This window comes from Candidatus Pantoea deserta (genome assembly GCF_003813865.1).
GTDB lineage: Bacteria > Pseudomonadota > Gammaproteobacteria > Enterobacterales > Enterobacteriaceae > Pantoea > Pantoea deserta.
The window spans coordinates 98,019-123,323 of the sequence record NZ_RMVG01000006.1; the positions used below are offsets into that span (position 1 = coordinate 98,019).

Genomic DNA, 25,305 nt, shown 5'->3' on the forward strand with positions numbered 1-25,305 from the left:
CCCCTGGAACGCTGACTACTTTTCCCCTCAGCTAAAATTTTTTGCCCGGCTAAATTGCACATGTCCGCGTTATCGCAACGAAAGCCTGCTAAGGGGTTATCAGGATGGTATGAGCGGAAAGTGGTTACGAACCGGTTTCATTTTTATTGTGATGTCAGGTGCGTTAATGGAAGAAATAGCGAGTCAACGGCAACGAAAACACTGGAATAAGGCGTAATTTAAAGGTGGAACAATCCTGTTGCGTTATTACTTTTTGCTCAGGAGACCAGCATAATAAACTGCTGAGATTCGCACAATCACGATGCGATCCGCCACATTTTAGGGCAGCGATCGGTTTTGTTTAAATCATTATGGCTGTAAATCCGTAATAAACAGTTGATGTCAACATGGCATGCTAAATGCTTAAACGAAAGACATGCGTTTAAGCTGGAGTGCGATAATGACAAGTTCAGTATTATCAGAAGTGAGTGTTATTCATCACAAGAAAAAGTGGATGCAACTCCTTTTAGGACTGGTGTGTATGGTGTCGATTTCCAGTCCGCAATATGTCTGGGCGCTTTTTACCCGTCCCCTGATGGAAAAACTTCACGCCCCCCTGGCTGAAATTCAGATAACGTTTTCGATTTTAATTATTCTTCAGACATTTTTTTCTCCGCTTCAGGGAAAGCTAATAGATCGTTTCGGTCCTCGCGTTCTGATTACTATTGGAACATTAATGGCCGGAAGCAGCTGGATGCTGGTTTCTCATCTTGATTCGCTTTGGGAGTTGTATCTTTATTATGGCGTAGTGGGCGGGCTTGGCACGGGCATTGTCTATATTGGCGTGGTCGGGTTAATGGTTCGCTGGTTTCCTGAAAAGAGAGGATTTGCCACGGGTATGGTTGCGGCTGGCTACGGGATGGGAGCGATTTTAACGACCTTCCCCGTCACCGCCTCGCTTGCCACATCAGGCTTAGAAAAGACATTCTGGCAATTTGGCATAATAATGGCAGTGGTGGGATTTGTTGCCAGCCAGGGGCTGCGTATGCCTGGGCGTGATATCAGCGAAAGAGAAGCCCTGCCGGCCGCTAAGGATCCTAAAAGTTTCAGCTCACGGGAAATGTTACGGCAGCCGATATTCTGGCTGATGTTCATGATGATGACCATGATGTCTACGTCAGGATTGATGGTAACTTCGCAGATGGCAATATTTGCCGAAGATTTCGGCATTACCTCAATAAGCATCTTAGGTATGGCTGCTTTACCCTTAGCCATGACGATTGATCGGTTTATGAATGGCCTGACGCGTCCTGTTTGTGGCTATATTTCCGATCGTATTGGACGTGAGAATATGATGTTTTTTGCCTTTGGTCTCGAAGGCATTGCCATGATGCTGTGGTTATTATGTAAGAACGATCCTGTATTATTTGTCCTGCTTTCTGGCGTGGTGTTTTTCGGCTGGGGAGAGATATTTTCATTATTCCCGGCAACGCTCACGGATACTTTTGGCACCCGCTTTGCGACGTCAAATTATGGATGGCTCTATATCTCTCAGGGTATTGGATCGGTGTTTGGCGGCCCGGTCGCAGCGTTGATTTATCAGCACACGCATAACTGGAGCATTGTATTTGGCTGCGCGATCGCTCTGGATATAATTTGTGCTTTACTGGCTATTCTGGTGCTGAAGCCCGGAAGAAAACGCTTTTTGGAAAGCCTGTAACGCCTTTTAGCTGTTCAGGCCCGGTAGCTATTTCGGGCCTGTTCTGGATAATTGCCTTTAACTAATTTATCGATTGTTATCCTGGAATTGTAAGCCAGCAGCCTTTTTATTAACCGTCATACTGAGCAGCGCAGTAAGGTTAAGTTTTAAAGATTGCATGCAGGAGCTGATGGCTAAGGTAATCCTTCTGTTCAGAGACACCGAACAGGAATCAGGACTAACATTCTTCCACCGGTCCCTTCTTCTTTCGGCTCTGGTACCCCTCTTTTTCTAACTTCATATAATAAGACTTATATAAAGCCAGAGACAGGGATGGCGGAAACCGGTATCATGCGGATCCGGCATGGCTCCTGGTTTGACAGCCGCGCGTGCTGCCGTCTGTCTGCAAAAAGATGTCCGGGTATCAATCTTTGATGTTATGCCCGATAAAAATAACAACGCTACGTGAAATCTGCGCACCAGAACCCCTGCATTTCTGTCAGATTTCACGTAGCGTTGCCTCCAGTAAATTTGCGTAAAAGTTGAACAGATATGGATGAAATTATTCCCAAAGGCGCCCTGCTTCCGCTTTCTTCGGCGGATGATGACCTTGCGCAGCGGTTACGCGAGTTTGTGCAGGATAAAGAGGCTTTTGCGCCGAATACCTGGCGACAGCTGATGAGCGTGATGCGCGTATGCTATCGCTGGGCGTCTGCTAATAATCGTTCTCTTCTGCCTATGTCTCCTGAGGATCTGAGAGATTACCTTAGTTACCTGCAATCTATCGGGCGCGCCTCTTCAACCATTGGCACGCATCAGTCACTAATTACAATGTTACACCGTAACGCAGGTGTTATCCCGCCTTCGACGTCGCCGCTGGTCTCTCGCGCAGTAAAGAAGATAAACCGCGTTGCGGTGGTGTCGGGGGAGCGCACCGGCCAGGCTGTGCCCTTTCGTCTCAGTGATTTGCAAAAAGTTGAGGCCGCCTGGGCTGATCATCAGAACTTGCGTAACCTGCGCGACCTTGCTTTCCTCCATGTTGCCTACAGCACGCTGATGCGTATCAGTGAAGTGGCTCGTTTTCGCGTTGGCGACGTTATGCGTGCCGAAGATGGCCGCATTATTCTTGAAGGTTCATGGACCAAGACGATTCTCGATACCGGCAGCCTGGTAAAGGCGCTGGGTTCAAAATCGTCAGCGGTGTTAACCCGGTGGATAGTCGCGTCAGGTCTGATTAATGAACCGGATGCCTTTCTGTTTTCCCCGGTCCACCGTTCGGGAAAAGTTATGCCCATGATTGACGCCCCCATGAGCACCCCGGCACTAAAAAGTATTTTTACCCGCGCATGGGAGGCTGCTGGTCATACCCATACCGCGAAGCCTAACAAAAATCGCTATCGTCGCTGGAGCGGGCATAGCGCGCGTGTTGGCGCGGCGCAGGATCTGGCCCGCAAAGGCTATTCTGTTCCGCAGATCATGCAGGAAGGAACCTGGAAAAAACCAGAAACTCTGATGCGCTATATTCGATACGTTGAAGCGCATAAAGGCGCAATGGTCGATTTGATGGAAAACCACGACGAATGAGCAACAGGGTTATCCACAGAAAAAGTGGACAGCCTGTGTGAAACTCAGGGAAAAGATGCGGTAAAACACGCAGCAAAGAGGGCGCGAAAGACTGTTTTTATAAAAATGTTTCGTTGAAACAGATGATTATGTTCTTCATCCCGCACTCGGATGCAGACGACGCCTGGCGTGACCCTTTGCGGGACTTATCAGCGCATTGATCGGCACCGTAGCTGAGTTTGTAGCATTCACTTAAAAAGTAATCTTGCGCGAGGTATGTTAGCCCGATGCGCTCTGAGACGGATAAAATCCTTCTTTCCGGCCGGGTGGCGAATTTTGCATAATGGAGACAGGTTCAGATTAGAGCAGATAATTTTTGCTTCCCTTCCTCAAAACAGCTGTAGGTATTAATCTGGAAAGCAACATCAGCGATCACTATATTGTTTAAATACTATCACATTACCTGTTCTTTCATTAATGGTTGTAATAAGCCAGTAAATATTCCAGCTACTGCTGTCGCTGGTATTATTGCCACGCCTACGATAGCAGCGCTCACTGATGATAAACTCACAGGAAATATAAATAATAAAATAATTAGTCTGCTCGCTAATGATATTGAAAAAGGGAGGTTTATCGCCTTTTCTTTATGCTTAGATAAGCAAAAACAGGAATGTAACACATAGCACAAGTAAGAAGAAACGCAGCAAAGTATATCCCCATATAGAATAGCAATAAAATCAGATTGTTTTCTGCCAGCATCCTTACCGGTCTGCCTGAAGTTAATAATTCTAACTTATTGAAAAATATAATATAAATAAAAGTTAAATAAAATAACGGCCCTAAGATGCATGATCTGATAAGTACGTGTTGGGTCACAGACGTGGTTAATATTCTATTTTTCAGCGAGGAAAAAAACAAAATTAATGCAAGCAGTGGTGCGCTCTTACAGTAGACATCCATAGCTTTAGTCATTACTGGATTATATATGGAGGTAAAAGCCGGTAGATGAGCTGTGTTGGTTGCAATACAGTAAAGAAGCGGAGACTCCGGATTTAGGGAATATAATATCAGAATGATTAGTAGCGGAGTTAGACCTGCCAGCAAAAATACATAAAGAAGTCTATTGGCTGCGCTGTTTGCATTAAGAGTGTTCATCTGCACCTCATTCCTTTTTTATACAGATACACATCTTATAAAAGAAGTTTTTAGTCTTTTATAGATTATAAATTTCGGGTGGTAAATACCAGTCTATCTACAGTGGTTGTCTGAATTTAGAAAACTATTGTACGTTCAGGCTGCTTTTTGTCCTTTCGCCTTTAGCTGGTCTCAGGTAACAAGCCTTACTGGAAGCAGTTACCCGGATGCTTTTTCAGATATCATACTTTGTTAGCGCCCAGCCAGACGACGACAAATGTATCAGTGTCCGACGTTAGACTGTCTCTGTCCCTTGTGTACAGCATAGTGCCGTTTACAAAGATACTTTTCCCTAATGAAAGCGTTAACGCTTACTAAGCAAGAGGTTTTAGTTACATCATTCATTTGCTGCTATAAAACAACTAACCGGCCTACGGCCGGCAGGGGCGGCCTCGCCAGAAGGCTATTCCGGGCTCATGTCTGAGGTTGGCACGTTGAAAGGTAAAGCTCAGCACCTGCTATATCCAATGGCACCCGTCTTCTCACTGACGGGCACGAGTTAACCGAAGCACACAGGCCTTATTTATCCTATAAAGGATGCTGTAACTATTGCAGGCTGAGTTATGCTTACTCAGACTTTACGCACTGTTGATGCCCCTCACTTATGAATTTCATTCACATCAGCATTCTTATTGAGTGCCTTACTCACCCCTCCCCCCTGTTCTAGAATCTTCAACATCGTTCGCAATGGTGCGTACGCCCTCAAGAGTAAGGTTAAGCAAATGACTGACATTTATAAGTGTGGCTCACAGGCGTCTTATGCCGGTCCGGAGGAGTGGTTCACCGGTAGAGTTCGCATCGACCCGCTTTTTTCTGCCAAAGAACCAGCACGCGCCAGCGCCGGTAGCGTTACTTTCGAACCCGGAGCCCGTACCGCATGGCATACGCATCCACTTGGTCAGACACTGATTGTCACCGCCGGCTTCGGCTATGTTCAGACCTGGGGAGAGCCTGCCAGAGAAATTCGTGCCGGAGACGTTGTCTGGATCCCGCCGCATGAAAAGCACTGGCACGGCGCCAGTGATAACACAGCTCTGACGCACATCGCCATTCAGGAATCGCTGGAGGGAAAAGTAGTCGACTGGCTTGAACAGGTTAGTGATGAGCAATATGGACTGAAGTCATAGTAAATACGGGGGGAAGATCGGGTTCGTGTTTCATCAACGGCGAGTGCCGGGCGCTCAACGTTATACGGCTTCAGTGGCAAACGGCCAACACGGGATTGCTGCACCGCCCTTTGCTTCTCTCTTCACGATCATGTTCGCTGACGGAGCGCGTAAACATAAGCCGCTCAAGTGTTCGTCAGTAATTGCACAGAGCGGCTACAGGGACGCAGTCTTCGGACTGGCAGCGTCAACGTCTGCGGCTATGCGCGCCGGTTCGGTCTGCCACACCAGTACGACGTCCGGCCAGCGCGCGCTACAGCCGAAAATATTTCTTTCACGCAGACATGCCGCCATCGATGACCAGTTCGGCGCCGCTGACGTAGGTGCTTTCGTCTGAAGCCAGGAACAATGCCGCAGCCGCAATCTCCGCGGGATTACCCAGACGCTTTGCCGGTATTTGCGCGCTCAGCGTCTCTCTGACCTCATCACTGACCTGATCGAACATAGGCGTATCAGTGGGTCCGGGACTGAGTGTATTAACCCTGATGCCGAACGGGGCCAGTTCAGTACTCCAGGTACGGGCGTACGCGCGCACAGCGGCCTTGCTGGCGGAGTAGGTCGCATAGCCAGGATTAGCCATCCTACCGGCTATTGATCCGATCAAAACGATAGCACCGCCCTCCCCCATGTAACGCACCGCATTCTGCACCGTAAACACCATGGCTCGCACGTTCAGGTTAAACGCGCGGTAAAAATGTTCCTCAGAGGTCTCTTCCAGACTCGCATGCTCAGCCACGCCTGAAGCGTTCACCAGAATATCGAGGCGACCTGCCCTGGTATTAAGCGTCTCGAACAGGCGGGCAAGGTCGCTGGCGTTGGTGAGGTCGCCGGAGATTGCTTCGATTTGACCACCGATGCGCGTAACCGCGTCAGCCAGCTGCGTTTCACGTCGACCGGTTATGAAAACTTGGGCGCCTTCTTGTACAAACCGGCGCGCGACTGCGAGGCCAATACCGCTGCTGCCGCCGGTCACCAGAGCGATCTTTCCTTCAAGCTTCATCATAGCTTCTCCAGATACAGGATAGACAGCCGATGATACATTTCGTATATTTAGTGTCAATTACGCACCTTATATACATTAGATATACCCAAGGATACTACATGTCGACTGACATCCCGGCCCTGCTGGCAGAAATCAACAGTACACGTCCCATCCTGGAACAGGTGACAAACAAATGGTCGGTATTAATTCTGACAGTGCTGTGTACTCAACCCGCGCGCTTTAACGCCATCAAGCGCAGGCTCGATCCAATTACGCATAAAGCCCTGACCGAGGCGCTGCGTCGACTTGAGCGCAACGGTCTGGTCAGTCGTCGGGTGATCGCCTCTTCACCAGTGGCGGTGGAATATGCAATTACGCCGCTGGGGCGGACCTTGCAGGATCCTTTTGTGGCCCTGGTGAACTGGGCCAGGCAACATGGTGTGGCCATGGAGCAGGCTCAATCGCTTTATGACGCGCAGCGCGCTGCCGATGGGATTGCATAAACGCGGCTACGCCTGGCACTGAATATTGATGGCGATGCTCTGCCGCCCCTGTGCATGTAGAGCGGGATAAAGATGTGCTGGCAAGGCCGGCTTCACAAAACGCTGTTCACCCTGGCAGGCATCAGGAAAACAGAGAGACAGAATATGTATCTTGATTCCCCTCACAATCTGGAAACTTCATCAACCACTATAGCGAGTAACTACTCTCTATAATGGTTAGTAAACTGACCCCTTCTCCTGCCTGTGTTCAAACGCTTTAGCCTGCGAGAAAGCAGTGCTTAACATCTGCCGTTAAGTATTTGCTGTTGTAGGAGTACGTTGAGTAACACTAACCACTATAGTGAGTAGTCAGTTTACTCTCTATAGTGGTTATCAGAGCGCATAAGGGCATTTCCCTTCCTGATAACGGGCTTTATCGCCTGCTCACCGCCTCCGACAGGGATCCTTATCTTCACTAACCACTATAGAGAGCAACATTGCTCTCTATAGTGGTTACAGGTAATCAGCAAACCCCCAGACAGCAGGCTTGTTCAGGGGAATCTTCATGCATAACATTTAACGCATTCCATTAACCGCTATAGAGAGTGCGTTACTCTTCATAGTGGTTAGTAGTGAAACGCAAAACCATTCAGAAAGTTAGTCAGGACAGCGCAGACAGGGATGCAGAGCAGAGGGAGTCGAGTGAACGCATGCACCACTATAGCGAGTAAAAAGGCAAGGCCGGGACAGCGGCTGCTCACTATAGTGGTTACTTGAAAGAGTTACCGCCTTGTTGCCGGATGCGGTAACCACTGTAGAGAGTAAATCTCTTTGACGGGTTCGGGTTAGCTTACTTCCCTCTGGCTTTACGAATTTTTTCTAGCAGCTTAAGTTCAGCCTTAGAAAGCATCACCATCTCGCCTGGCTGAGTGGTGCTATCACTCGCATCATCAATATCATCCAGAACCAAATCCAGCTCCATGTCATCTGCCAGACTAAACGGAAGCGAGGCAGGTTTTAGCTTGGGGTTACGATTATGAATAATGAAATAAACAACCTTGCCGCGGGTAACCTCTGAGTATTCCAGATAACCGATATTCTTTAACTGCTCCATGGCGCGGCGAACCGTCGCGTTTTGCGTAATGGGCCGGGAGGTGAGGTTCAGCCTGGCGCGCAGACGTGACATCGAGATAGGGGCAGGATCGGAAGGCAGGCTTTCGATATAAGTATAAAGCGCCTGCGCGGACTCCTTACGGGCCAGCTCATTAATGGCCCTCAGCTGTAGCAGCACTTTCTTATCAAACTGATAAAGCTCAAAAATTTTGGGGTCAGCCTGAATTTCAACCGTATCGTTTTTTACGCTGTATTTTGCTGACTGAACCAGATGCGTAACGTACAACTCCCCTTCTTTGTTGCTGAACTGAAGCGTATTGGTCGCAATACGCGCCAGAGAGGCTTCCAGACGATCGCGTAACTTTTGCGAAGAACGCGCGGATGGAATACCGCAGAGTTTTACAAAGTCGACAAATGGCAGAGTAACTTTGCTGTCGAGCACCTTATGCTTGGCGAAAGCATGGATGATCCCAACCCAGGTTTTAAAATCGTTGTCCATATCAAGCCGCGCGCCGGTGATCTTGATATTTTCATACCCTTCGGACTTTACGATTGACAGCTGTTTTAGCTCACTGGTCACATCCATAGAAGAGATGGCGTTATTCTTACGATGGCTGGTCGATTTCAGCGTAGGCACAAAGAGTCCCAGACGCATAAGGGCCACAGGCTGCACCGTATTGTTATTGTTAGGCGTCAGGTTAACCACCTGACCTGTGCGCCTGTCCGTCTCCGCAAAGGCTGCCTCAATAAGATCGTTTTCCCGTTCTTTATCCGTCATGTTTAAAACCCGGTTTGAATACTCAGTGGCGTCAGCGTGTACTCTCTTCATCGGATACTAGCACTCACTACAGTGGTTATACTACGAAGGACGCGGTTTAATTACTCTCTATAGTGGTTACTCTTTTCATGCTGGCGCACTCGCCACATCGATTTGCTGGTCTGAAAAGCGCCTTTTCAGGAAGAGCAGGCATCCTGAAATGGCCTGACTGCATAAAACTTCAAAGTAACTTGTTCAACTCACATAGTTTTCTTTTCGACTAGCGTAAAAAACTACCCGCTTCCGACAACCAGACTTATCCACAGCGTCCTGAGATGTTCACAGGCGCTGACATCGTCTGCTCGCTATAGCGGTTATTCAGAACTGTTTTCATCGGTTAGATTACTCTCTTCATCGGTTGATATACTCTCTACAGAGGTTATTCTACTCGCTATAGCGGTTATCGACCCCCTCTCAGGGCAGACGTACCAAGGGCTGCGGGCGATCGGGGATCTTATTGGATCTTTATAGGATCATATTAGGATCGAATAACTGGATCTTTCCTGTGTATAACGGGGAAAAAAGTACCGCTTTCCAGCGAAGCACCCTGCCCTGCCAGCAGAAACACAACACGGCTGGTTGTGCATAGTGGCAAACACCCCCGACCCCTGTCTGACAACCGGACAGGGATCGGGAGCAGCCCTGCTTATCCCGCTTTAGCAATTACGGCTTTGATTGCCGCATCAATCTCATCGAGCATCGCAGCGGACAGACGATGGAACTCATACTGCACATGACGTTTTTCAGCATGCGTTTTTCGCTTTGCATAGGCGGTACGATCCGTGAACTGGCCAAATTTCTCCGTCACGATACCTTTGCTTTTCACCGGCTTGCTCAGCTGTTTTTTGGCTGCGCTGAAAAAAGACAAAATGCGGTTTTTCTGGTCATCCGCATTCGCTGTCGCAATAGCCGCATCATTCTGGATACGCTGTCTGATCTGACTAACAATTTCCTCAACCGACATGCCCTCCGCTTTCGCCTCCTCTGCGACATCCAGCAGCAGCTGATAATCAGGAAGCGTTAACTCGGACACCACAGGAAAGACGTCAATGATGTCTGAAGGGACAGAGGCCGCCTGAAAGGCTCGCGTCACTTTTGCGTTTGATATACCTTCTGCTCTGGCTATTTCACTTTTGCTCATCCCCTGCTCCTGCATCAACATAAAACGCTGACCCAGTTCACGCAGGTTATGCTCTTTGGCTGTCTGAATATCTGCCGCCAGCTGACGAGCGTCGCTGACATCGATAGGCTCTTCCGTAACCAGAATTTCCAGCCCGGTGCCAGCAAACAGGCAGGCCGCACGGCGCCTTGAGCCGTCCATAATCTCAATACGTCCGTCAACCAGTCGCCCGATAGCCGGGAAAAACTGCTGGAGGGAGATCGTTCGGGTAATATCTTTTACCGACTCTTCTGTCAGCGTTGACTGATCGCGTCCGTTAATCTGCGCATCAACGAAGGTTTTCGCCTCGATTTCCCCATTGGGGATAAACTGACGGCTGAAGGTCGCTGTTTTGCCTGATTTCAGGGTAAAAACGCGCGACTGATTGTTGCTGTTGATGAAGTTAGCCATTTGCGACTGGCCCATACTACGGCCAATCTTCTGAAGAGGTTTACTCACTGTAAGCTCCTGATGTACTCAATACGGTCAAACACAGCGCGTGAAAATTGCTCCGCTTCCTGCTTCGCCTTTCGTAGTGCGTCTGCGCTGCCAGGATAAGAGTTCGGGTTAGCGCTGATAACCGTGTCAAAAGACTCGCCACAGCGTTCGAAACCGTCCAGTCTGGGCAGTACGGCATCCAGCATGGATTTAGTGAAGACTTCGCGGGCAAAGCTCTGTGAGGTCAGATGATCATGTTTGCTGGTCATCTTGGACATAAAGCCGATATTGGCTTTGAGACGTGGCTCAATCCCTTCATTCTCAATGCGTTCCAGCATTTCGGGCAGCCGCGTTAGGTATTTAAGGGTGGAGTGAAAATCAACCTGAGCTGGCGGCGTCGGCGTCAGCAACACATCACTGGCCGCAATAGCGTTCAGCATAAATGCATCAAGATGAGGACCCGTATCAATAAAGATAAAGTCGTAATCGTCTGCAAGCCGGTCGATGACATTGCGGCGTAATACCTCAGAAGGCGCTACGCCAGGCAGATGCTCGGCGATCAGCGCTTCCCAGTCACTGGCGACAAAACCGTCATCAATCGACGCCGGTATGACATCTACGCCAGGCATCACGGTAGGCTTAACAAACTGTTCGCGCAGCTGATCCGTGTCCAGATCGTTCAGCATGGCCTGTGCGGCGGTCTCCAGCACTGAGCCTACGCTATTGGTATGGCTCAGGAACATAGTGCTTGACGCCTGGGGATCGAGATCAATGACCAGAATGCGTAGATCGTTATGCAGCATGGCAGGATGTGCCCGCATCCCGTGCGCCAGCGTCACGGTTGTTACCGTTTTCGACACGCCGCCTTTCAGATTTACCACGAAAACGACAAAGGGGCTTTTGTGTTTATCGCGGTACTTAGGCACTTTGCGATGCTGATAGATGTCGACGACGTTTTGAATGCTTAACGCGTACTGAGACGTACTGCCGGTTTGCTTTTTGCCGAACTCATAGCCTTTCGCCTCCATTTCATTGATAGCCGCGACGACAGCATGCTTGCTGAGCAGAGGAAGGTTTGCCACGGCATTGCGTGAAAACGTCTGATAATAGCCTTTCTGATTAAATTCTTGTCGCTGTTGTTCGATGTGATTGCTGAGTCCATGCAACATGCCATTCGCACGGTTCGCTATTTCAAATACATCACCATAATCACGCTTCATAGATCCCTCACAGTGAATTTTTTCGTGATTGTACCAAAAAAGATGCCGTCTGCCAGTTTTTTGGATAAATGCCATAAAACTGACATTTTTTTTAGAAATGTGAACAGGTTGACTAAGATTGTTATTATTTTATTTTTTATTATAAATCAATAAGTTAATGGCTTCAGGAGAATGCAGTGCGCTTTATATCGCATCAACTCATTTTCCTTGTCTCTAAATCTGATCAATGTTGTAGTGGTTTTCCTGTACAGTCAATGTCTGCGTTTATGCATGCCTGTCTCTCCTATTCCTTACAGGCAACATCGCATCAGGTGTATTTGAAAAAAGGTGTGGTGATTTTCAGCCTGAAAATTTCATGTTTTTCCAATAAAAACATTAGGTTAAAATCCTTTTTTTGTGGCGTGAATTGGCGTTGCTTCACTTCGGAGACGAGATAGCTGATAAAATGGAGAGTGCAATTTGATGAGATTATTTTAAACAGATGCATTAAAACATCGCCATCTGCATTTAACATAATGCATAAAGCGAAAGTTTCACAGTTAGTTGTATGCCGAATCTTAAACCGCCCTGCTTTTGCGTGAGCTTTATGGCAAATATCCAACTAATTTTCTGTAAGCATAAAGCCACCCTTTTACTCTATTTCCTGTCTATAAGATCTCTGACTTATCTTGTTATTCAGTTAATAGCAGCCCCGCTATAGGACATATAAAAGTAGTGTTAAAATTCGCTGTTGGATAGCTGTGCTATGCAATGCTCAGGATCTTTTTGTCTCCATAAGGAAACGGGTTGGCTAAATACATTCTGACTACGGCTTCTGGCTGGATACTGGCACTCATTGTGTAAGGGCCAAACGGCACGGTTTTTAAATGAACTGAATGGCATAATTTGCTTCTGATCTCCCCGCCTTATTACCCATTCGTTATCTGAACAAATACCCGATCCACAGTCCGTGGCGTTGAAGAAAAATTTGAACATAAACGCCTGTTGAGCGCTAAGGGCTTTTATGGATTTATCTGTTACGTTTCTACATGCTTATTAACGCACTCTGATGGCACTGGCGAAGCTCTTTAACCCGGCCCGGTTAAATAGAATGCTGTGTAAAATACCGAGTAAAACTTTGTTGAGATCGCAGACAGGAGCATACTGATTTCATACCGGGTAGGGTGGACAGAATGCGCATGGCATGTCATAAACTCACATTAGTCAGTACGCCCTTTTCTTGACTCATTCAGATGAACAGTCGGGTATAAGCAGACAAAACCCTTAATCGGTCCAGGCGGGTCAGCAGAGGACGCGCAGTAAGTGCATAAGGGTATCAGGCAACCCTTTCCTACACCTGTATCCATGGTGATTTTCAGCCTGAAAATCTCATTAAAATGCTTATTTTTCAATTTGTTATGCTGATTTTTCTATGGTGAGAAATTCAGGCGCAACACGTATCTGATTGGTAGAGTCGTAGCAGACAGACGCCTATATCGGGCCAAACCAGAAAGCAGGGCCGCGCAGTAAGAGCGAATGTATATCACGCAGCTCTTTCCTCAATCGGTATTCATGGTGATTTTCAGCCTGAAAATCTCAGAAAAAATGATATGTTTCATTAAATTACGCTACTTTTTCAATGGTGAAAAATTCAGGCGCAGGCGGTGCCTGTAAGCGCTGACAACCTGAGCACAGGAGCAGGGTTAATAAAACAAAATTAGCGAATATTGCCCTTCAGTCCTTAACCCGCCGCTGTATGACCTCCATAACATCTCTTTTGACCGTAATTAACCTTGCGAAAGTCGGACCCCGGCAAAATCCGCGCCTGGACTCTGTTCCGCGCATTGTTATTAACTATGCTATCATTCTGTTTTACAAGCCGAAGCGGCATAAGGTCGCCCGTAAACAAGATCTGTGCGGCGGACAAGGAGGTAATCTGGAGACGCCCGGCTGGCGGCTGCGTTAACTTAACCGAAGCGAAGAAGCATAGTGATTTCTGAATGATCTATACCATCGACGAAATTATCACTTATAACTCGGATGACTGTTCTCTGAGCCATATACCTACACAGGAATCACTTAGTCTCAGTATCTCGACCGGACGTCTGTTTGAACGCCTTCTGAATTCCAGTGGCGAAATACTGTCGCGAGATACGTTACTCACGGAGGTATGGGACAATTATGGTTTACGCGGCTCCAACAGCAATCTCAATCAGTATCTCAGTATCCTGAGGAGAGCGCTGGCAGGTTTTGGCTGTGAAAATCTGATCATCACCGTTCCCAAACTGGGGATCCGCCTCAATACCGACATTCCGATTGAACGTCTGTACGTAACGCCTGCCCTGGTTGCTGAACCCGAAAAGGCTGGCAAGCCTGCCTTATTAATAACTGAATCGGTTGTTGAGGACGAGATAAAAACAGCGTCTGAGCCTTCCGGGCCAGACACCTCTGATAAAGATAAACCCGTTCCGTCGGGCTACTGGTTGCTTCTGACACTGCTGTTTATCGCTCTGTGTAGCGTTACGGGCTGGAGTTATCTCAATATCCACAGAGGAGACGAAGACTTTACGCCGGTGACATTAAACCTGGAAGGAGGATGCCAGGCGGTCCTGATGCAGGGGATAGAAGAGAATGAACAACCCGTACTGGAAAAACAGCTTTTGCAAATGCTTCAGGAAAACAACCAGACGTGCGATGCGGATTCACGCATCTACTTCGACAGGAATACTTCTTTCTCAACCAGAAACTATGGCCGCACCATCCTGTCCTCCTGTAAGCTCAACAGTCAGGGACATGTGATTTCCTGCAATAATTTTTACTATATTGACTGGAGAATGGAGTGAAGCGTCGCACTATCATCTCGCTGGCTGCCATATTATTTGTATTGACGTTATCAGCCATCATCGCCCAGTATTTTATCTACTATACCGATACCTATCCGTTTCGCTGTTCGACTTTTACCCGCTACGATCTCAGCCGCAGAGACGGCGCGCGTAAAGAGTTTACGATCACGCAGGATCTTCGTTTTATCAATAAAAATTCAGGTTACTTGCTGTTGAATGGGCAGGTTACGGACGATGACAAAGTGACTACTCTCAACCGCCGGATCAATCTTATCCACGGCGGTAAAGTAGACTATGAGACCTATCGCTATCGTATCGATAAAATCATTACCTCCGCGACAGACAATACTCCTGATGCGCTGTTTAATAAGCTGTTAGCTGAGCTGACGCTGGACTCATCCTATCTTCAGATTGATGTTATTCAGGTGGATAAAAAATCTTATCTGATTGGCGGCCCGCTTTCATATCTGTTCACCTGCCAGCGCTACTGAATCTTGCTCTTCGCGGCTGCTACCCCTGCTTTACTCAACGCGCCTAAAAGTCATTTTATCTCTGATTCTGCACAAGCGTGGCGTCGCTGTTGCGTGGGGTACGATCCTGGAAACGCATCCAAACGATAAAAGCCCAGCAGGGGGCCGCGCTACTGAGAACGGCGGAAGAGCGCTTTCTCTGGTCATCTGCTTCCTGTTGTCAGAAATACACCTGAACAGCGTTCGGACTATCCATCCCTGACACTTTCTCGGACAGGCACGCTATTTTTACGCGATACACGAGGATCTCTGGTACGACAGGACACAGGGCTTAATACCTGTCAGATCCACCTCTCTGTAAGTTTACGGGAATATTGCCACTGTTTAGTTGAGAGCTGTCTTTTTTTGTCACTCAGCACGCGAGAGTATGTGATCAATTATGCACAGCCATACATGGCCTGGTTATGCAGACAGGGAGAGTAGGGCGTTGAATCGTCAGGATATCCCCGGCAACAGCCGGGGAACGGTTCAGGCGTGAAGACGAAAGCTTTCCAGAATGGTGATAAAACGCTGCTCGTCTTCTTCGGTAAACGCAGAGGCTTTAGACTGCGAGAAAATAAGCAAATTTTCCATATCGAGAGAAAAAACCGCCTGCTTTTGATAGAGATGCAGATTGTCCGGGCGTAAAAAATCATAGGCGATAATCAGGCCCATGGCCGCATTGTCGCCCAGCACAGCCGGTTGATGAGCCGCCTGATGCCAGTCATTAACCTGTTTCTTCAGAATGTTAAGCTGGCTTTCAATATACTCTTCAATATTATTGTGATTGCCTAACGTATCTCTGGAAAGGGTAACCGGAGGCAAAGCGCCGCGTTTATCCATCAGCGTGTTCAGGGTTCGCTCGAAAAAGCCTTCTGGCAACGTAATCATACCTTCACTAAAGCAGCAGACATTTTTATCCATGAGTCATCTCCATACTGTTATTGCTGGCTGCACGGGAGAACAGTTGCTCTGCCGTGGTTTCTGTAAGCTTGCCGTTATGTAAAATAACGATTTTATCCGCGCTGCGAATGGTTTCTGGTCGATGTGCAATGATAATACGCGTGATATTCATGCTTTTGATTGCGCTATTAATCTGGGCCTCGTTATAAATATCCAGATGGCTGGTTGCTTCATCCAGTACCAGAATTTGAGGGTCGCGATAAAGCGCTCGTGCCAGCAAGATACGCTGTAACTGCCCACCGGAAAGGAAAGATCCCATATCGCCTACCAGGCTCTGATAATTCATCGGCATTTTCATAATGTCACCGTGAATCTGCGCCAGACGCGCTGCGCGGGTGATTTTCTCGAAATCAGGTTCATTATCAAAAAAGCTGATGTTTTCGCTAATAGAGCCGGAAAACAGAATATCGTCCTGCATCACGCAGCCAATACGATTGCGATGATGCTGGAAGCCTGTTTGTGCGATGTCCAGCCCGCCGACGCTGATAGTGCCTTCTTCCGGATGCAGCAGTCCCAGAATAATTTTTGCCAGGGTTGTTTTTCCCTGACCTGATGGCCCGACGATAGCAATACTTTCACCTGCCTTGATTTCCAGACTAACGTCTTCAATCACCCAGGGTTCAGTAGGCGCATAGCGGAAATGAATATGGCTCAGGACAATATCTGGTGTCTGTTGCGGTTCATCTGTAGGTTGAGGCAGCGCAAGAGGGGGCTCCGGGCCAGATTCAGTTTCTGACAGCACAATATCGGCAAGACGTTCGCCGTGCATACGTAGCATGCGGAAGTCGATAATGGCATTAATCAGACCCGCGCCACGGCTCATAAACTGATCGGAAAAGCTAATAAAGGCCGTCAGCATCCCCGTAGAGAAATTGCCATCAAGCACCTGAAGCGCCGCCAGCCATACCAGCACGACACGGCCAACGGAGGTCAGCACTCCCTGCGCCGATCCAAAAAGGATATTCAGTTTCTGAATCACGATGCCCTTATTGGTACTGTCTATCAGCAAGTTCATATAAGCAGCAAGGCGAGGGATCTGCTTGTTATTCGTTTTAACCGCCTGGATGCCTCGCAGCGTCTCCAGCAGCGAGGACTGTGTACGCGCTGAACTGATGATCTGCTCTTCATTCGCACGACGTACCGGATCATAAGCCAGAAAGCGCAGCAGGGCATAGGTGGCAAAGAGAGCTATCACCAGCCAGGCCAGTGTGGCGTTGTAGATAAACAGCATGACTACCGTCACGATGGACATCACGCCATCCAGCACGGTGCTGATAAAGCGGGAGGTCAGTGTGCTCTGAATGGTGTTTAGTGAGCCGTAGCGAGAAAGAATGTCGCCAACGTGGCGGGATTCAAACCAGTCCAGCGGCAGCTTGAGCATATGGTGGCAGACGTTAATGGTCCACTGTATGCTCAGCTGGCTGGAGAACCAGCTCATTACCCAGGAGCGTAACGCTGTAATCATGGTCTGAAACAGGGCAATTAAAATAAAGCCGACCCCGAGCAGCGTTAATAAAGAATAATCCGCGGATACCAGCACCATATCCATAACCCATTGCATAAAAAAGGGTGTCAGAACGCCGAAGAGTTCCAGCGCAACGGATAAGATAAGGACCTGTGCAAAGGCTGATTTGGCGCCTGTTACGCTGCCGACCAGCTTTCTCATAGAGATACGGGCTTTCTCTTCCTTCTGCTCGAACGTCGCAGACGGCAGAAGTTCCAGCGCAACGCCCGTAAAGGCGCTTGAGACTTCTTTAAAGGTCAGCTCACGAATGCCGCGTGCGGGATCGTGCAAAACAATTTTATTACCCGTCACCTTTTTCAGTACGACAAAGTGATTCAGTTCCCAGTGCAGAATGCAGGGCGTACGTAACTTAGACAGCTCCTCAAGATCAACACGCAACGCGCGTGAACTCATATTGAGCTGCTGTGCCATAGTGATCACATCTGCCAGCGTAGCGCCTTTCAACGACGTCGCAAACCGACGTCGCAGCGTGATCATATCAATCTCATGCCCATAGTAGTTGGTAATCATACCCAGACAGGCTAATCCACACTCTGTGGCCTGGGACTGGCGGATAACAGGCAAACGGTTGAACCAGCGAAAATTAAGTTTCTCAGTTAACGACACAACACAGACCTTTTAATTAGAGAGAAATTTTATGACCCAGGGCAAACAGGGGTTCCATGACCCATTCATACAGATGACGCTTGTCGACAATAAAATCGGCATCCAGCGCCATACCGGGTTTGAGTTGTTCGTCTTGCGAATAGGCTGTAATAGTTTGTTTATCCAGCGCGACTAATATGCGGTACTGCTGTTCCTGAACATTGTTTTTTCCGGTCAGGGTGGCTACTTCCTGGGGAGAAAGCGCGGCACGCGAAACCTCAATCACCCGGCCATACTGCTGACCAAATTTCTGGTAAGGAAAGGCTTTGTAACGCAGCACAACACGCTGATTGGGTTGGATAAAACCAATAGACTGGGTATTCACCATGATGCGGGCAACCAGCTCGCTGTCGCCTGGCAGGATCGCCAGCGCAGACTGGCCTGCGTTCAGCATTTGGCCATTTTTGACCATGATCATGCCAACGTAGCCGCTTTTCGGCGCGCGAAGCTCAAACGAGCGGCGTGCTTCATTTTCCGCCATTGACTGACGGTTATCTGCAAGCTGACGTTCGATGTCGTTGCGTCTCTTTTCATTATCCAGCGGCTTCTCGTGCAGCTGCTGCTGAACCTGAACGATTTTTTGTGCCGTGTCTAAAATCTGACGCTGATACTCCTGGTAGCGCGCCTGGCTTTCGAGCAGGTTTGACTCCTGTTCTTCCAGCTGACGGGCTGAAGCATATCCTTGCTTGTGCATCGCCTTCAGCTTCTCCAGCTGCATACGCGCCAGATCAGCCTGCTTTTTCCGATGAGCGATCTGAAGCTGTAATTGTTGTTTCTGCAATTTCAGGCTGTTGAGCGTTTCAGTAAGCCCCTGCATTTCAACGTCATGCATTTTGCTCAGCGTGGACAGATCCTGTTGCAACCTTTCACGCTGCGCGACGAGGTTTTCCGCGATGACCTGACGCGTCTGGCCAAGCTGCGTTGATACTTCAGACGAGAGCACCATCAGCACATCGCCTTTTTCAACGCGCTGGCCTTCTTTTACCGGAATATCGATAACGGTGGCGCTGACCGGGGGAGGGATAACCAGCATGCCGTTTTTTGGCAAAAGCTCTCCTGTCGAGGATTCGTATTTGGTGTAGTTACCAAAAATAAAAAAGAGAGCGGTTGCGGCCGTGATGACCACCACTACGGAAATAACTAACCAGCGATAAGGCGGACAATAGAGTGCGACGGTACCCAGGCTTCCACGATTAGCCGCATCAAGCGCTTCCTGGCGAAAAAGTGACTGTTCCATTTTGTTATTCATCATCAGTTATACGTTAACGGCACTGGAAAAATTGCAGCATATCCAGTGATAAAGATCCGGTGCTTTGCGCCAGGCTGACCAGCGCATTGAGATAGTGAAAGCGGGCCTCAGCCTGTTCCTTTAATGTGTTGTAATATTTTTGTTGTGCGTCCATCTCATCATTTACCGTGCGAAATCCCATCTCACGACCGTATTTAACCGACACGACTTTCTCACGGGCGGATTCAACCGCATTTTTTTCGGCGCGGAGTAACGCGTTGCCATTGGTCAGACTGAGCCAGGCCGTTCGCGTGTCCTGTACCGCTTTTCGCTGTGCTTCCACCGTGGAATATCTGGCCGCTTCCCGGCGATAAGCGGCTTCCCAGGATTGGGACAGCTGGCTGCCGCCGGCGAAGACAGGAACCGACACATTCACACCGTATTGCAGGTTATTACTTTTGGAGTTAGTGCCGAAAATGGCGTCATAAAGAAGGTTGCCGTCATCATCATTGCGGCTCCAGTTTTTACCGTAGCTGGCGTAAAGCGATACCACCGGCATATGGGCGCCGGTGGCTGCCAGCACGTCAGCGTCTGCCTGCTCGGTCTGGAAACGCGCAACTTTAATGTCAGTATTACGCTGCTGACTGGCTTTGATAGCCTCCGCTAAAGAGGAGTAGGGCGTGGTCTTCAGGCACTGAAAATTGACCGGCTCAAGGGTATCCGGATTGATACCGGATAAGCGGTGCATTGATTCGCCTGCCAGAAGCAGCTGATTACTCGCTTCAATCTCTTTCGCCTGAGCAATTGCGAAGTTCGCTTTGGCTTCATCAACTTCCGTGCGAGTATTCTGGCCATTAAGCAACCCGGCCTGAAGTTTCTCCATCTGCTGTTTAAAATTATGGCTGGCGGCCTGAGCAGCCTGAAGCACTTCCTGCTGATACAACACGGTGAAATAGGCGTTTGCCACTGCACTCAGCAACTTCTCTTCTGCCTGACGCGCCTGCGCGTCGGCGGTATTGGCAATAGCGACGCCTTTACGCCAGCCTGCATACTTACTCATATCGAACAGCGGTTGCCTGACGCGTACAGCATAGTTGTGTGACGTGACGCCGCTCTGAAACTTTTTATCAGGCTGTTCCTGGCGATCCCAGCTGCCTTCGAGCGTCAGGGTAGGGAGCATGCCAGACATCCCTTGCCAGTACTTTTGTTGATCCGCTTCGCTGTTTTTTTTGCTGGCCTGGAGCGCAGAGTCATAAGAGAGCGCCGCCTGAGCCGCCTGCTGTAACGTCGTAGCCTGGGTTAAAAATGACGTCTGTAAGAGCGCTATTAATAATGAGTAGTTAATATATACTTTCATATTTCCCGATATTTCATGCAAAAAAGTGGCAGAGTTAAATTAATCCCTGCGCAAAGACATACTTGATGAGATCTGTATTAGTCTGAAGATGAAGTTTACGCATCGCATTATATTTTTGCGTGGCAACTGTACTTACACTGCGCTTACGCGCTTTAGCAATATCAATCAGGCTATAACCCAGAGAAAACAATCTGATTACTTCAACTTCTGTCGGCGACAGCAGTGAATTTTCCTGTCCTGCCAGAGAATTTCTGGACAGCTCCTTCATTTGATAAGAGTAATAAATCCCGGCGTTCTCAGCACAAATCCAGCGGAAGGCTCTTGTCAGTTCCCGATTGTCGTCACGTTTGCTGATAATAGCCTTAATAGGTGTTTGCAATACTTTCTTAAGGACGGCCTGATTAGTTTGCGATGTCAGTACAATGATTCTGATGTCAGGGTGATACTTTGTGATTTCTTCGATTTTTTTTACTCCGTTTATATCACTACGATCCAGATTAAAACTAAAATCTGTAATTAATATATCAGGCGACTCTTTCTTTAAATGAATTAACAGTTCAGAAGTGTCAGCCGGACAAGAAATAATTTCATGCTGGATAAATTCTGTTGCCAGTGTGGACTGAACAGAACATACAATAAACGGGCTTTCATCAGATACACCAACTCGCAGTGTTCTTTTCTTTGATGACATATCCACTGATAAACCTTTCTATTTTGAGTCAGGTCAAACAGAACTCCCATCGAGTCCTGAATATTTACTGATAAGTAATGGTGTAGTTTGCGACAGCATTGGCACTTCCCGGAGTTATCCTGTCGGCTATCTGATAGTAACGGGCAAATAAAGGCACAGTTATCAGTGCGGAAGAGAGCGGAAAGGACGCTACTCTGAAAGGTGTTGCCAGACTTACTGATTGCTCATTTTCATTCAGAATTTGCACGCCGACACCACGAGCAGTTGATGTGTCATTAAGCGCCAGTACTCCGCTCTCCGAAAGGCCGCTAACGGCGTTCCCGTCAAACTGCATCATGACGTCGAAGGATCCGGAAAGTAACGCTTCACAGTTTAACTGAATATTAAACGGAGTTAGCGAACTGGTCTGTCCTACCCCTGAGCCCAAACCGCTACTGGTGCTGATGGAGTAACTGCTGAGATAAACGCTCTGGCTGGTATCGCTGACAACAGAGCAGGTTTCATCTTTAACTGTTACAAACTTTTTAACGTTAGTAATAGCTAAAGGGAGATCTTTTCCACTAACCATTGATCCGACGGCAAAAGCATTATTAATGGTACCAATGGTTCCTGTTAATGACGAACCCTGCATTGACATTGACGTTCGTTTAATCTGGTAAGGAATGTTGAGCGTGACTTTTTGGTAATCCTTTACCTGACCGCCAGAGGTCATCGCCCATTCACTAATTATAATGCCGGTAGGCTCACTGCCCGCTTCAGCCGTCATATGACCATTTAATCCGGTATATAATGTCAGGCCGTAACCCAGAGCATCATCTGCGATCGCGGAGCGTTTAAAATAAACTTCACTGGTTTCGCCATCCTGATACTGGCTATAATTATTTAAGGCGCATTCGACCAGAATTGGTATTTGACCTTCTGCAACCACGGTACCGACCGGAACAGACGGCGACATATTCACGCTTAGTGTGCTGAAGTCCAGCACCGCTCTGTTGGTGCCACCGACAAAGGTTTTACACTCCATAGTAACAGCACTGCTGGCGGCATAAGTATTCTCAGGTACGGTAAGAAAAAAAACTAATACGACAGCAGTGATATAAATAACGCCTGGTAATGTTTTTGTGGCTAAAAGAGGCTTCATGGCAGCTAACCTTCATTATCATTATTAATTTTGCCAGTCGAAACATAGCGAACAGGCGGCGTCTGTTCGCTACTGCATATTGTATTTAATCTTGCGATAGACAGATTATCACTGGACTGTATATCGCCAGATTCCAGATTAACCAGACAATTGTCCGCTGGCATTTTTCCCCAGGATACGTGTAAGCGGCTGACATCGTTATTGATGCGCAGATAAATTTTTCCGCCCTGTGAGACAACCGTGACCAGATTTCCGTTCTCGTCCTTAACGGAAGCGCCAAAGGGCAATGCCTTTCCGTCAGGCTGACTGGCGCTGATTAACAAAGGTTTTCCTTTATTTGTTTTGTAGCGCACCCTGACAACGGCGCCCTCTACAGGAATAACGCGCTGTTGTGTGGACTCAAGCTCTACATCCAGCGAAATACCTTTGGGATCTATTGCCAGATCGTTTATACGATATGGATTAAGATTTGGTACTATGGCCCGGCCACTATCATTTAACAGGATAGTGGGATAACCAGGAATATGTGCGCCTCCGGCATCTTCTGCATCAATAAGCGCATAAGTCGACGACTGATATCCACTCAACGTCAGACTATCTGACAGAGCCACTACAGCACCGCTGGCACCTGCCGAAGCTGAATAGTAGTTGTTTCCTTTTGTATAGGATGCATTCAGCGTAATAAAGGGCGAACGATACAGGCCACCGATCGAACCTGCATAGCTATCGTCATTATCGCGTGTTGCACTGACGTTATAATTATACTGGTCAGATTCTCCGGCTATGCCATTGACAGATGCCTGTGCGGTAACGCCATCCCTGGTATGAGTAGCATTACTGGTAAAAAAGCTTTTGCTATTATTCCCCAGTGGAATTGAAAAATCGAGAGACAACTGAGTTTCATGTCCACCTGTGGCATATAATAATCTGTTAGCAGAAAATGTATAGGATGCTTTTCTAATACTGTTCGTATAGCCTAACTGAAATTGCGTATTGGTGCCGGAGTAATTCCAGTAATTTTGAACGAAACCAGACAGATATACATTCCCAAATGACTCCCCTAAATTTTGGCTGGCAGTCAGTGTGAATCGTTGCCTGGGGCGAGAAAGGTAATGTCGATCAGGGTTAATATTCTTTTTGTAATAGCTGTTAATACGTAATGCATCGTTAAAACTGTAATAACCTGAGGTGGAGAATCGATAGGCAGATAAAGTAAAATTAGTATTGCTTTGAGGGATTTTCTTACTGTACATTGCCCGATAAATTACCCCCCGCTCCGTGTTTTCCCCATAATCCGTTTTCGCGCCGGCAATATCCAGGGAAATAGCACCGAATGGCAGAGCAAAGGCACTGCCAAGAAGTAAAGAGGTATAATTATCCGACCCCAGGATGCCCGCATAGCCGGTAAGATTATTATTAAACCCGTGCTGAATCGTTCCCTGGTAAACGGAAGGGGTGTATACCAAATTACTGAGACGCGATACCCCGCCAGTCAACGTATAAGATGTCATCCCCGGACGTTTCAGACGGGTTAAGGCCGCATAGGGAACGCTGAAGTGGGTTTCACTACCATCAGCTTCTTTGACAGTGACATTTAGATCCCCGCCGTAGCCGGTAGGGTACAAATCGGTAATATTAAATGCGCCAGGGGATACGGTCGTTTCATAAATTTTACTGCCGTTTTGTCGCACAGTAACCTGAGCATTACTGCGTGCAACACCGCGGATTTCCGGCGCATAACCACGCTGTGAGTCTGGCAGCATTTGGTCAACGGTAGCTAATTGCACACCACGAAAAGAAATTGTGTCGAAAAATTCACCGCTGGTATTGCCTTCACCAATCAGAATGCGCGACTGAAGCGACGGAATATCGTGCTGAACATAGGTATTGATGCTGTTATAGTGATGAGATTCCTTATTATCCTGACGCTGCCAGCTCAGCGTGCCGTCGTGACGAAACATCCAGCCGCCAAGATTCAATCCAGCCAGTGTCCGACTATAAAAGGCGTCGTATTCTCTCTCGCTGTAAACAGAACGGTAATAGTTGGTATTGTAAGTAAGCGTGAATGCATTTTCTCCCCTGTCCCAAAATTCGGGCGCGACATAGCCGCGCGCATGACGAGACAGATAAATTTGAGGAATAGAAAGTTCCATTTGCATATCGGCGCTATTGATTGTGGCGCTACTGTTTTCAATGACCTCTTCAATCGACAGGCATTGGCTCTCGGATTGTAAGGCAGAGGTCTGTTTTTCTGTAAATACGGTGTTTTTAAGCGCCAGCGTTTTGACCAGATTATGGCTCAGACAGACTTTGGAACGGTTTCCTTCACGAACCACTCTGACATTATCACGGGTTACCTGACGTCCATTAAGATAGATGTCCAGCATGTACAAACCAGGATCGAGAGGATTGCCTTCGGCGTATCGAGTAACATCTACCTCTACGCCCGGCATGTTTTTGATAAAGGCTCCATCGAATTCATAACGTTCCTCAGCGTAAGCAGATGCCATTGCAGCAGTAAGAAAGAGCGCTAAAAAAGAGCGGCCAGCATGCCTGCCGGCTTGCTCTACCGAAATTTCCCTTGCCATGACCCTTATCCTTTTATCCCTGAA

18 protein-coding genes are annotated in these 25,305 nt (G+C 47.9%); 6 read left to right on the forward strand and 12 right to left on the reverse strand.

What is annotated here, in order from left to right:
* The first annotated feature begins 439 nt into the window (after positions 1 to 439).
* Positions 440 to 1,699 (forward strand): oxalate/formate MFS antiporter, encoded by a 1,260-nt coding sequence (oxlT, locus tag BBB56_RS10235; RefSeq protein ID WP_123800853.1) that lies wholly within the window; start codon positions 440 to 442, stop codon positions 1,697 to 1,699.
* A 531-nt stretch (positions 1,700 to 2,230) separates the two neighbouring features.
* Positions 2,231 to 3,262 (forward strand): tyrosine-type recombinase/integrase, encoded by a 1,032-nt coding sequence (locus tag BBB56_RS10240; RefSeq protein WP_123800854.1) that lies wholly within the window; start codon positions 2,231 to 2,233, stop codon positions 3,260 to 3,262.
* A 609-nt stretch (positions 3,263 to 3,871) separates the two neighbouring features.
* Here BBB56_RS10240 and cui read toward each other — a convergent pair.
* Positions 3,872 to 4,396: a colicin immunity protein Cui gene (gene cui / locus BBB56_RS23970; RefSeq protein ID WP_123800855.1), complete on the reverse strand. Its 525-nt coding sequence runs from the start codon at positions 4,394 to 4,396 to the stop codon at positions 3,872 to 3,874.
* Positions 4,397 to 5,157: 761 nt separating this feature from the next.
* Here cui and BBB56_RS10250 point away from each other — a divergent pair.
* Complete coding sequence (locus BBB56_RS10250; RefSeq protein ID WP_123800856.1) at positions 5,158 to 5,562, forward strand: (R)-mandelonitrile lyase; 405 nt, start codon at positions 5,158 to 5,160, stop codon at positions 5,560 to 5,562.
* Positions 5,563 to 5,875: 313 nt separating this feature from the next.
* Here BBB56_RS10250 and BBB56_RS10255 read toward each other — a convergent pair whose 3' ends face one another.
* Positions 5,876 to 6,604, reverse strand: a complete 729-nt coding sequence (locus BBB56_RS10255) for an SDR family NAD(P)-dependent oxidoreductase (protein ID WP_123800857.1) — start codon at positions 6,602 to 6,604, stop codon at positions 5,876 to 5,878.
* Between the two features lie 98 nt (positions 6,605 to 6,702).
* Here BBB56_RS10255 and BBB56_RS10260 point away from each other — a divergent pair, with 98 nt between their 5' ends.
* On the forward strand, positions 6,703 to 7,086 hold the full coding sequence (locus BBB56_RS10260; protein ID WP_123800858.1) for a winged helix-turn-helix transcriptional regulator: 384 nt from the start codon (positions 6,703 to 6,705) through the stop codon (positions 7,084 to 7,086).
* 829 nt (positions 7,087 to 7,915) lie between these two features.
* Here the strand turns inward: BBB56_RS10260 and BBB56_RS10265 are convergent.
* The 3 genes from BBB56_RS10265 to BBB56_RS10275 all read right to left on the reverse strand — a co-directional run bounded on the left by BBB56_RS10265 (position 7,916) and on the right by BBB56_RS10275 (position 11,812).
* A complete protein-coding gene (locus tag BBB56_RS10265) occupies positions 7,916 to 8,956 on the reverse strand; it encodes a RepB family plasmid replication initiator protein (protein ID WP_123800859.1) in 1,041 nt (346 codons plus the stop codon).
* Between the two features lie 685 nt (positions 8,957 to 9,641).
* Positions 9,642 to 10,613, reverse strand: a complete 972-nt coding sequence (locus BBB56_RS10270) for a ParB family protein (protein WP_123800860.1) — start codon at positions 10,611 to 10,613, stop codon at positions 9,642 to 9,644.
* Complete coding sequence (locus tag BBB56_RS10275) at positions 10,610 to 11,812, reverse strand: AAA family ATPase (RefSeq protein ID WP_123800861.1); 1,203 nt, start codon at positions 11,810 to 11,812, stop codon at positions 10,610 to 10,612. The genes BBB56_RS10270 and BBB56_RS10275 overlap by 4 nt, the downstream gene beginning before the upstream one ends.
* A 1,979-nt stretch (positions 11,813 to 13,791) precedes the next feature.
* Here BBB56_RS10275 and BBB56_RS10280 point away from each other — a divergent pair.
* Both BBB56_RS10280 and BBB56_RS10285 read left to right on the forward strand, forming a co-directional pair.
* A complete protein-coding gene (locus BBB56_RS10280) occupies positions 13,792 to 14,634 on the forward strand; it encodes a winged helix-turn-helix domain-containing protein (protein ID WP_123800862.1) in 843 nt (280 codons plus the stop codon).
* A complete protein-coding gene (locus tag BBB56_RS10285) occupies positions 14,631 to 15,125 on the forward strand; it encodes a FidL-like protein (protein ID WP_123800863.1) in 495 nt (164 codons plus the stop codon). The genes BBB56_RS10280 and BBB56_RS10285 overlap by 4 nt, the downstream gene beginning before the upstream one ends.
* Positions 15,126 to 15,632: 507 nt before the next feature.
* On the opposite strand, the gene BBB56_RS10290 is transcribed toward BBB56_RS10285, so the two are convergent.
* The 7 genes from BBB56_RS10290 to BBB56_RS10320 all read right to left on the reverse strand — a co-directional run bounded on the left by BBB56_RS10290 (position 15,633) and on the right by BBB56_RS10320 (position 25,281).
* Complete coding sequence (locus tag BBB56_RS10290; protein ID WP_123800864.1) at positions 15,633 to 16,067, reverse strand: DcrB-related protein; 435 nt, start codon at positions 16,065 to 16,067, stop codon at positions 15,633 to 15,635.
* Positions 16,060 to 18,237, reverse strand: coding sequence for a peptidase domain-containing ABC transporter (locus BBB56_RS10295; RefSeq protein WP_123800865.1), 2,178 nt, complete (start codon positions 18,235 to 18,237; stop codon positions 16,060 to 16,062). The genes BBB56_RS10290 and BBB56_RS10295 overlap by 8 nt, the downstream gene beginning before the upstream one ends.
* Positions 18,238 to 18,253: 16 nt before the next feature.
* The gene (locus BBB56_RS10300; protein ID WP_123800866.1) at positions 18,254 to 19,513 is read right to left on the reverse strand and encodes an HlyD family secretion protein; all 1,260 of its coding nucleotides are present in this window, start codon (positions 19,511 to 19,513) and stop codon (positions 18,254 to 18,256) included.
* 25 nt (positions 19,514 to 19,538) lie between these two features.
* A complete protein-coding gene (locus BBB56_RS10305) occupies positions 19,539 to 20,861 on the reverse strand; it encodes a TolC family outer membrane protein (RefSeq protein WP_123800867.1) in 1,323 nt (440 codons plus the stop codon).
* A gap of 34 nt (positions 20,862 to 20,895) precedes the next feature.
* On the reverse strand, positions 20,896 to 21,552 hold the full coding sequence (locus tag BBB56_RS10310) for a response regulator (RefSeq protein ID WP_233593021.1): 657 nt from the start codon (positions 21,550 to 21,552) through the stop codon (positions 20,896 to 20,898).
* A 64-nt stretch (positions 21,553 to 21,616) separates the two neighbouring features.
* On the reverse strand, positions 21,617 to 22,693 hold the full coding sequence (locus BBB56_RS10315; protein WP_123800869.1) for a fimbrial protein: 1,077 nt from the start codon (positions 22,691 to 22,693) through the stop codon (positions 21,617 to 21,619).
* A gap of 5 nt (positions 22,694 to 22,698) precedes the next feature.
* A complete protein-coding gene (locus tag BBB56_RS10320; protein WP_123800870.1) occupies positions 22,699 to 25,281 on the reverse strand; it encodes a fimbria/pilus outer membrane usher protein in 2,583 nt (860 codons plus the stop codon).
* Positions 25,282 to 25,305: the final 24 nt, after the last annotated feature.

Bases quoted from the DNA above. Each gene is read 5' to 3' on its own strand.
- oxlT (WP_123800853.1), top strand. From the start codon at position 440: ATGACAAGTTCAGTATTATCAGAAGTGAGTGTTATTCATCACAAGAAA.
- BBB56_RS10240 (WP_123800854.1), top strand. From the start codon at position 2,231: ATGGATGAAATTATTCCCAAAGGCGCCCTGCTTCCGCTTTCTTCGGCG.
- cui (WP_123800855.1), bottom strand. From the start codon at position 4,396: ATGAACACTCTTAATGCAAACAGCGCAGCCAATAGACTTCTTTATGTA.
- BBB56_RS10250 (WP_123800856.1), top strand. From the start codon at position 5,158: ATGACTGACATTTATAAGTGTGGCTCACAGGCGTCTTATGCCGGTCCG.
- BBB56_RS10255 (WP_123800857.1), bottom strand. From the start codon at position 6,604: ATGATGAAGCTTGAAGGAAAGATCGCTCTGGTGACCGGCGGCAGCAGC.
- BBB56_RS10260 (WP_123800858.1), top strand. From the start codon at position 6,703: ATGTCGACTGACATCCCGGCCCTGCTGGCAGAAATCAACAGTACACGT.
- BBB56_RS10265 (WP_123800859.1), bottom strand. From the start codon at position 8,956: ATGACGGATAAAGAACGGGAAAACGATCTTATTGAGGCAGCCTTTGCG.
- BBB56_RS10275 (WP_123800861.1), bottom strand. From the start codon at position 11,812: ATGAAGCGTGATTATGGTGATGTATTTGAAATAGCGAACCGTGCGAAT.
- BBB56_RS10280 (WP_123800862.1), top strand. From the start codon at position 13,792: ATGATCTATACCATCGACGAAATTATCACTTATAACTCGGATGACTGT.
- BBB56_RS10290 (WP_123800864.1), bottom strand. From the start codon at position 16,067: ATGGATAAAAATGTCTGCTGCTTTAGTGAAGGTATGATTACGTTGCCA.
- BBB56_RS10300 (WP_123800866.1), bottom strand. From the start codon at position 19,513: ATGGAACAGTCACTTTTTCGCCAGGAAGCGCTTGATGCGGCTAATCGT.
- BBB56_RS10305 (WP_123800867.1), bottom strand. From the start codon at position 20,861: ATGAAAGTATATATTAACTACTCATTATTAATAGCGCTCTTACAGACG.
- BBB56_RS10310 (WP_233593021.1), bottom strand. From the start codon at position 21,552: ATGTCATCAAAGAAAAGAACACTGCGAGTTGGTGTATCTGATGAAAGC.
- BBB56_RS10315 (WP_123800869.1), bottom strand. From the start codon at position 22,693: ATGAAGCCTCTTTTAGCCACAAAAACATTACCAGGCGTTATTTATATC.
- BBB56_RS10320 (WP_123800870.1), bottom strand. From the start codon at position 25,281: ATGGCAAGGGAAATTTCGGTAGAGCAAGCCGGCAGGCATGCTGGCCGC.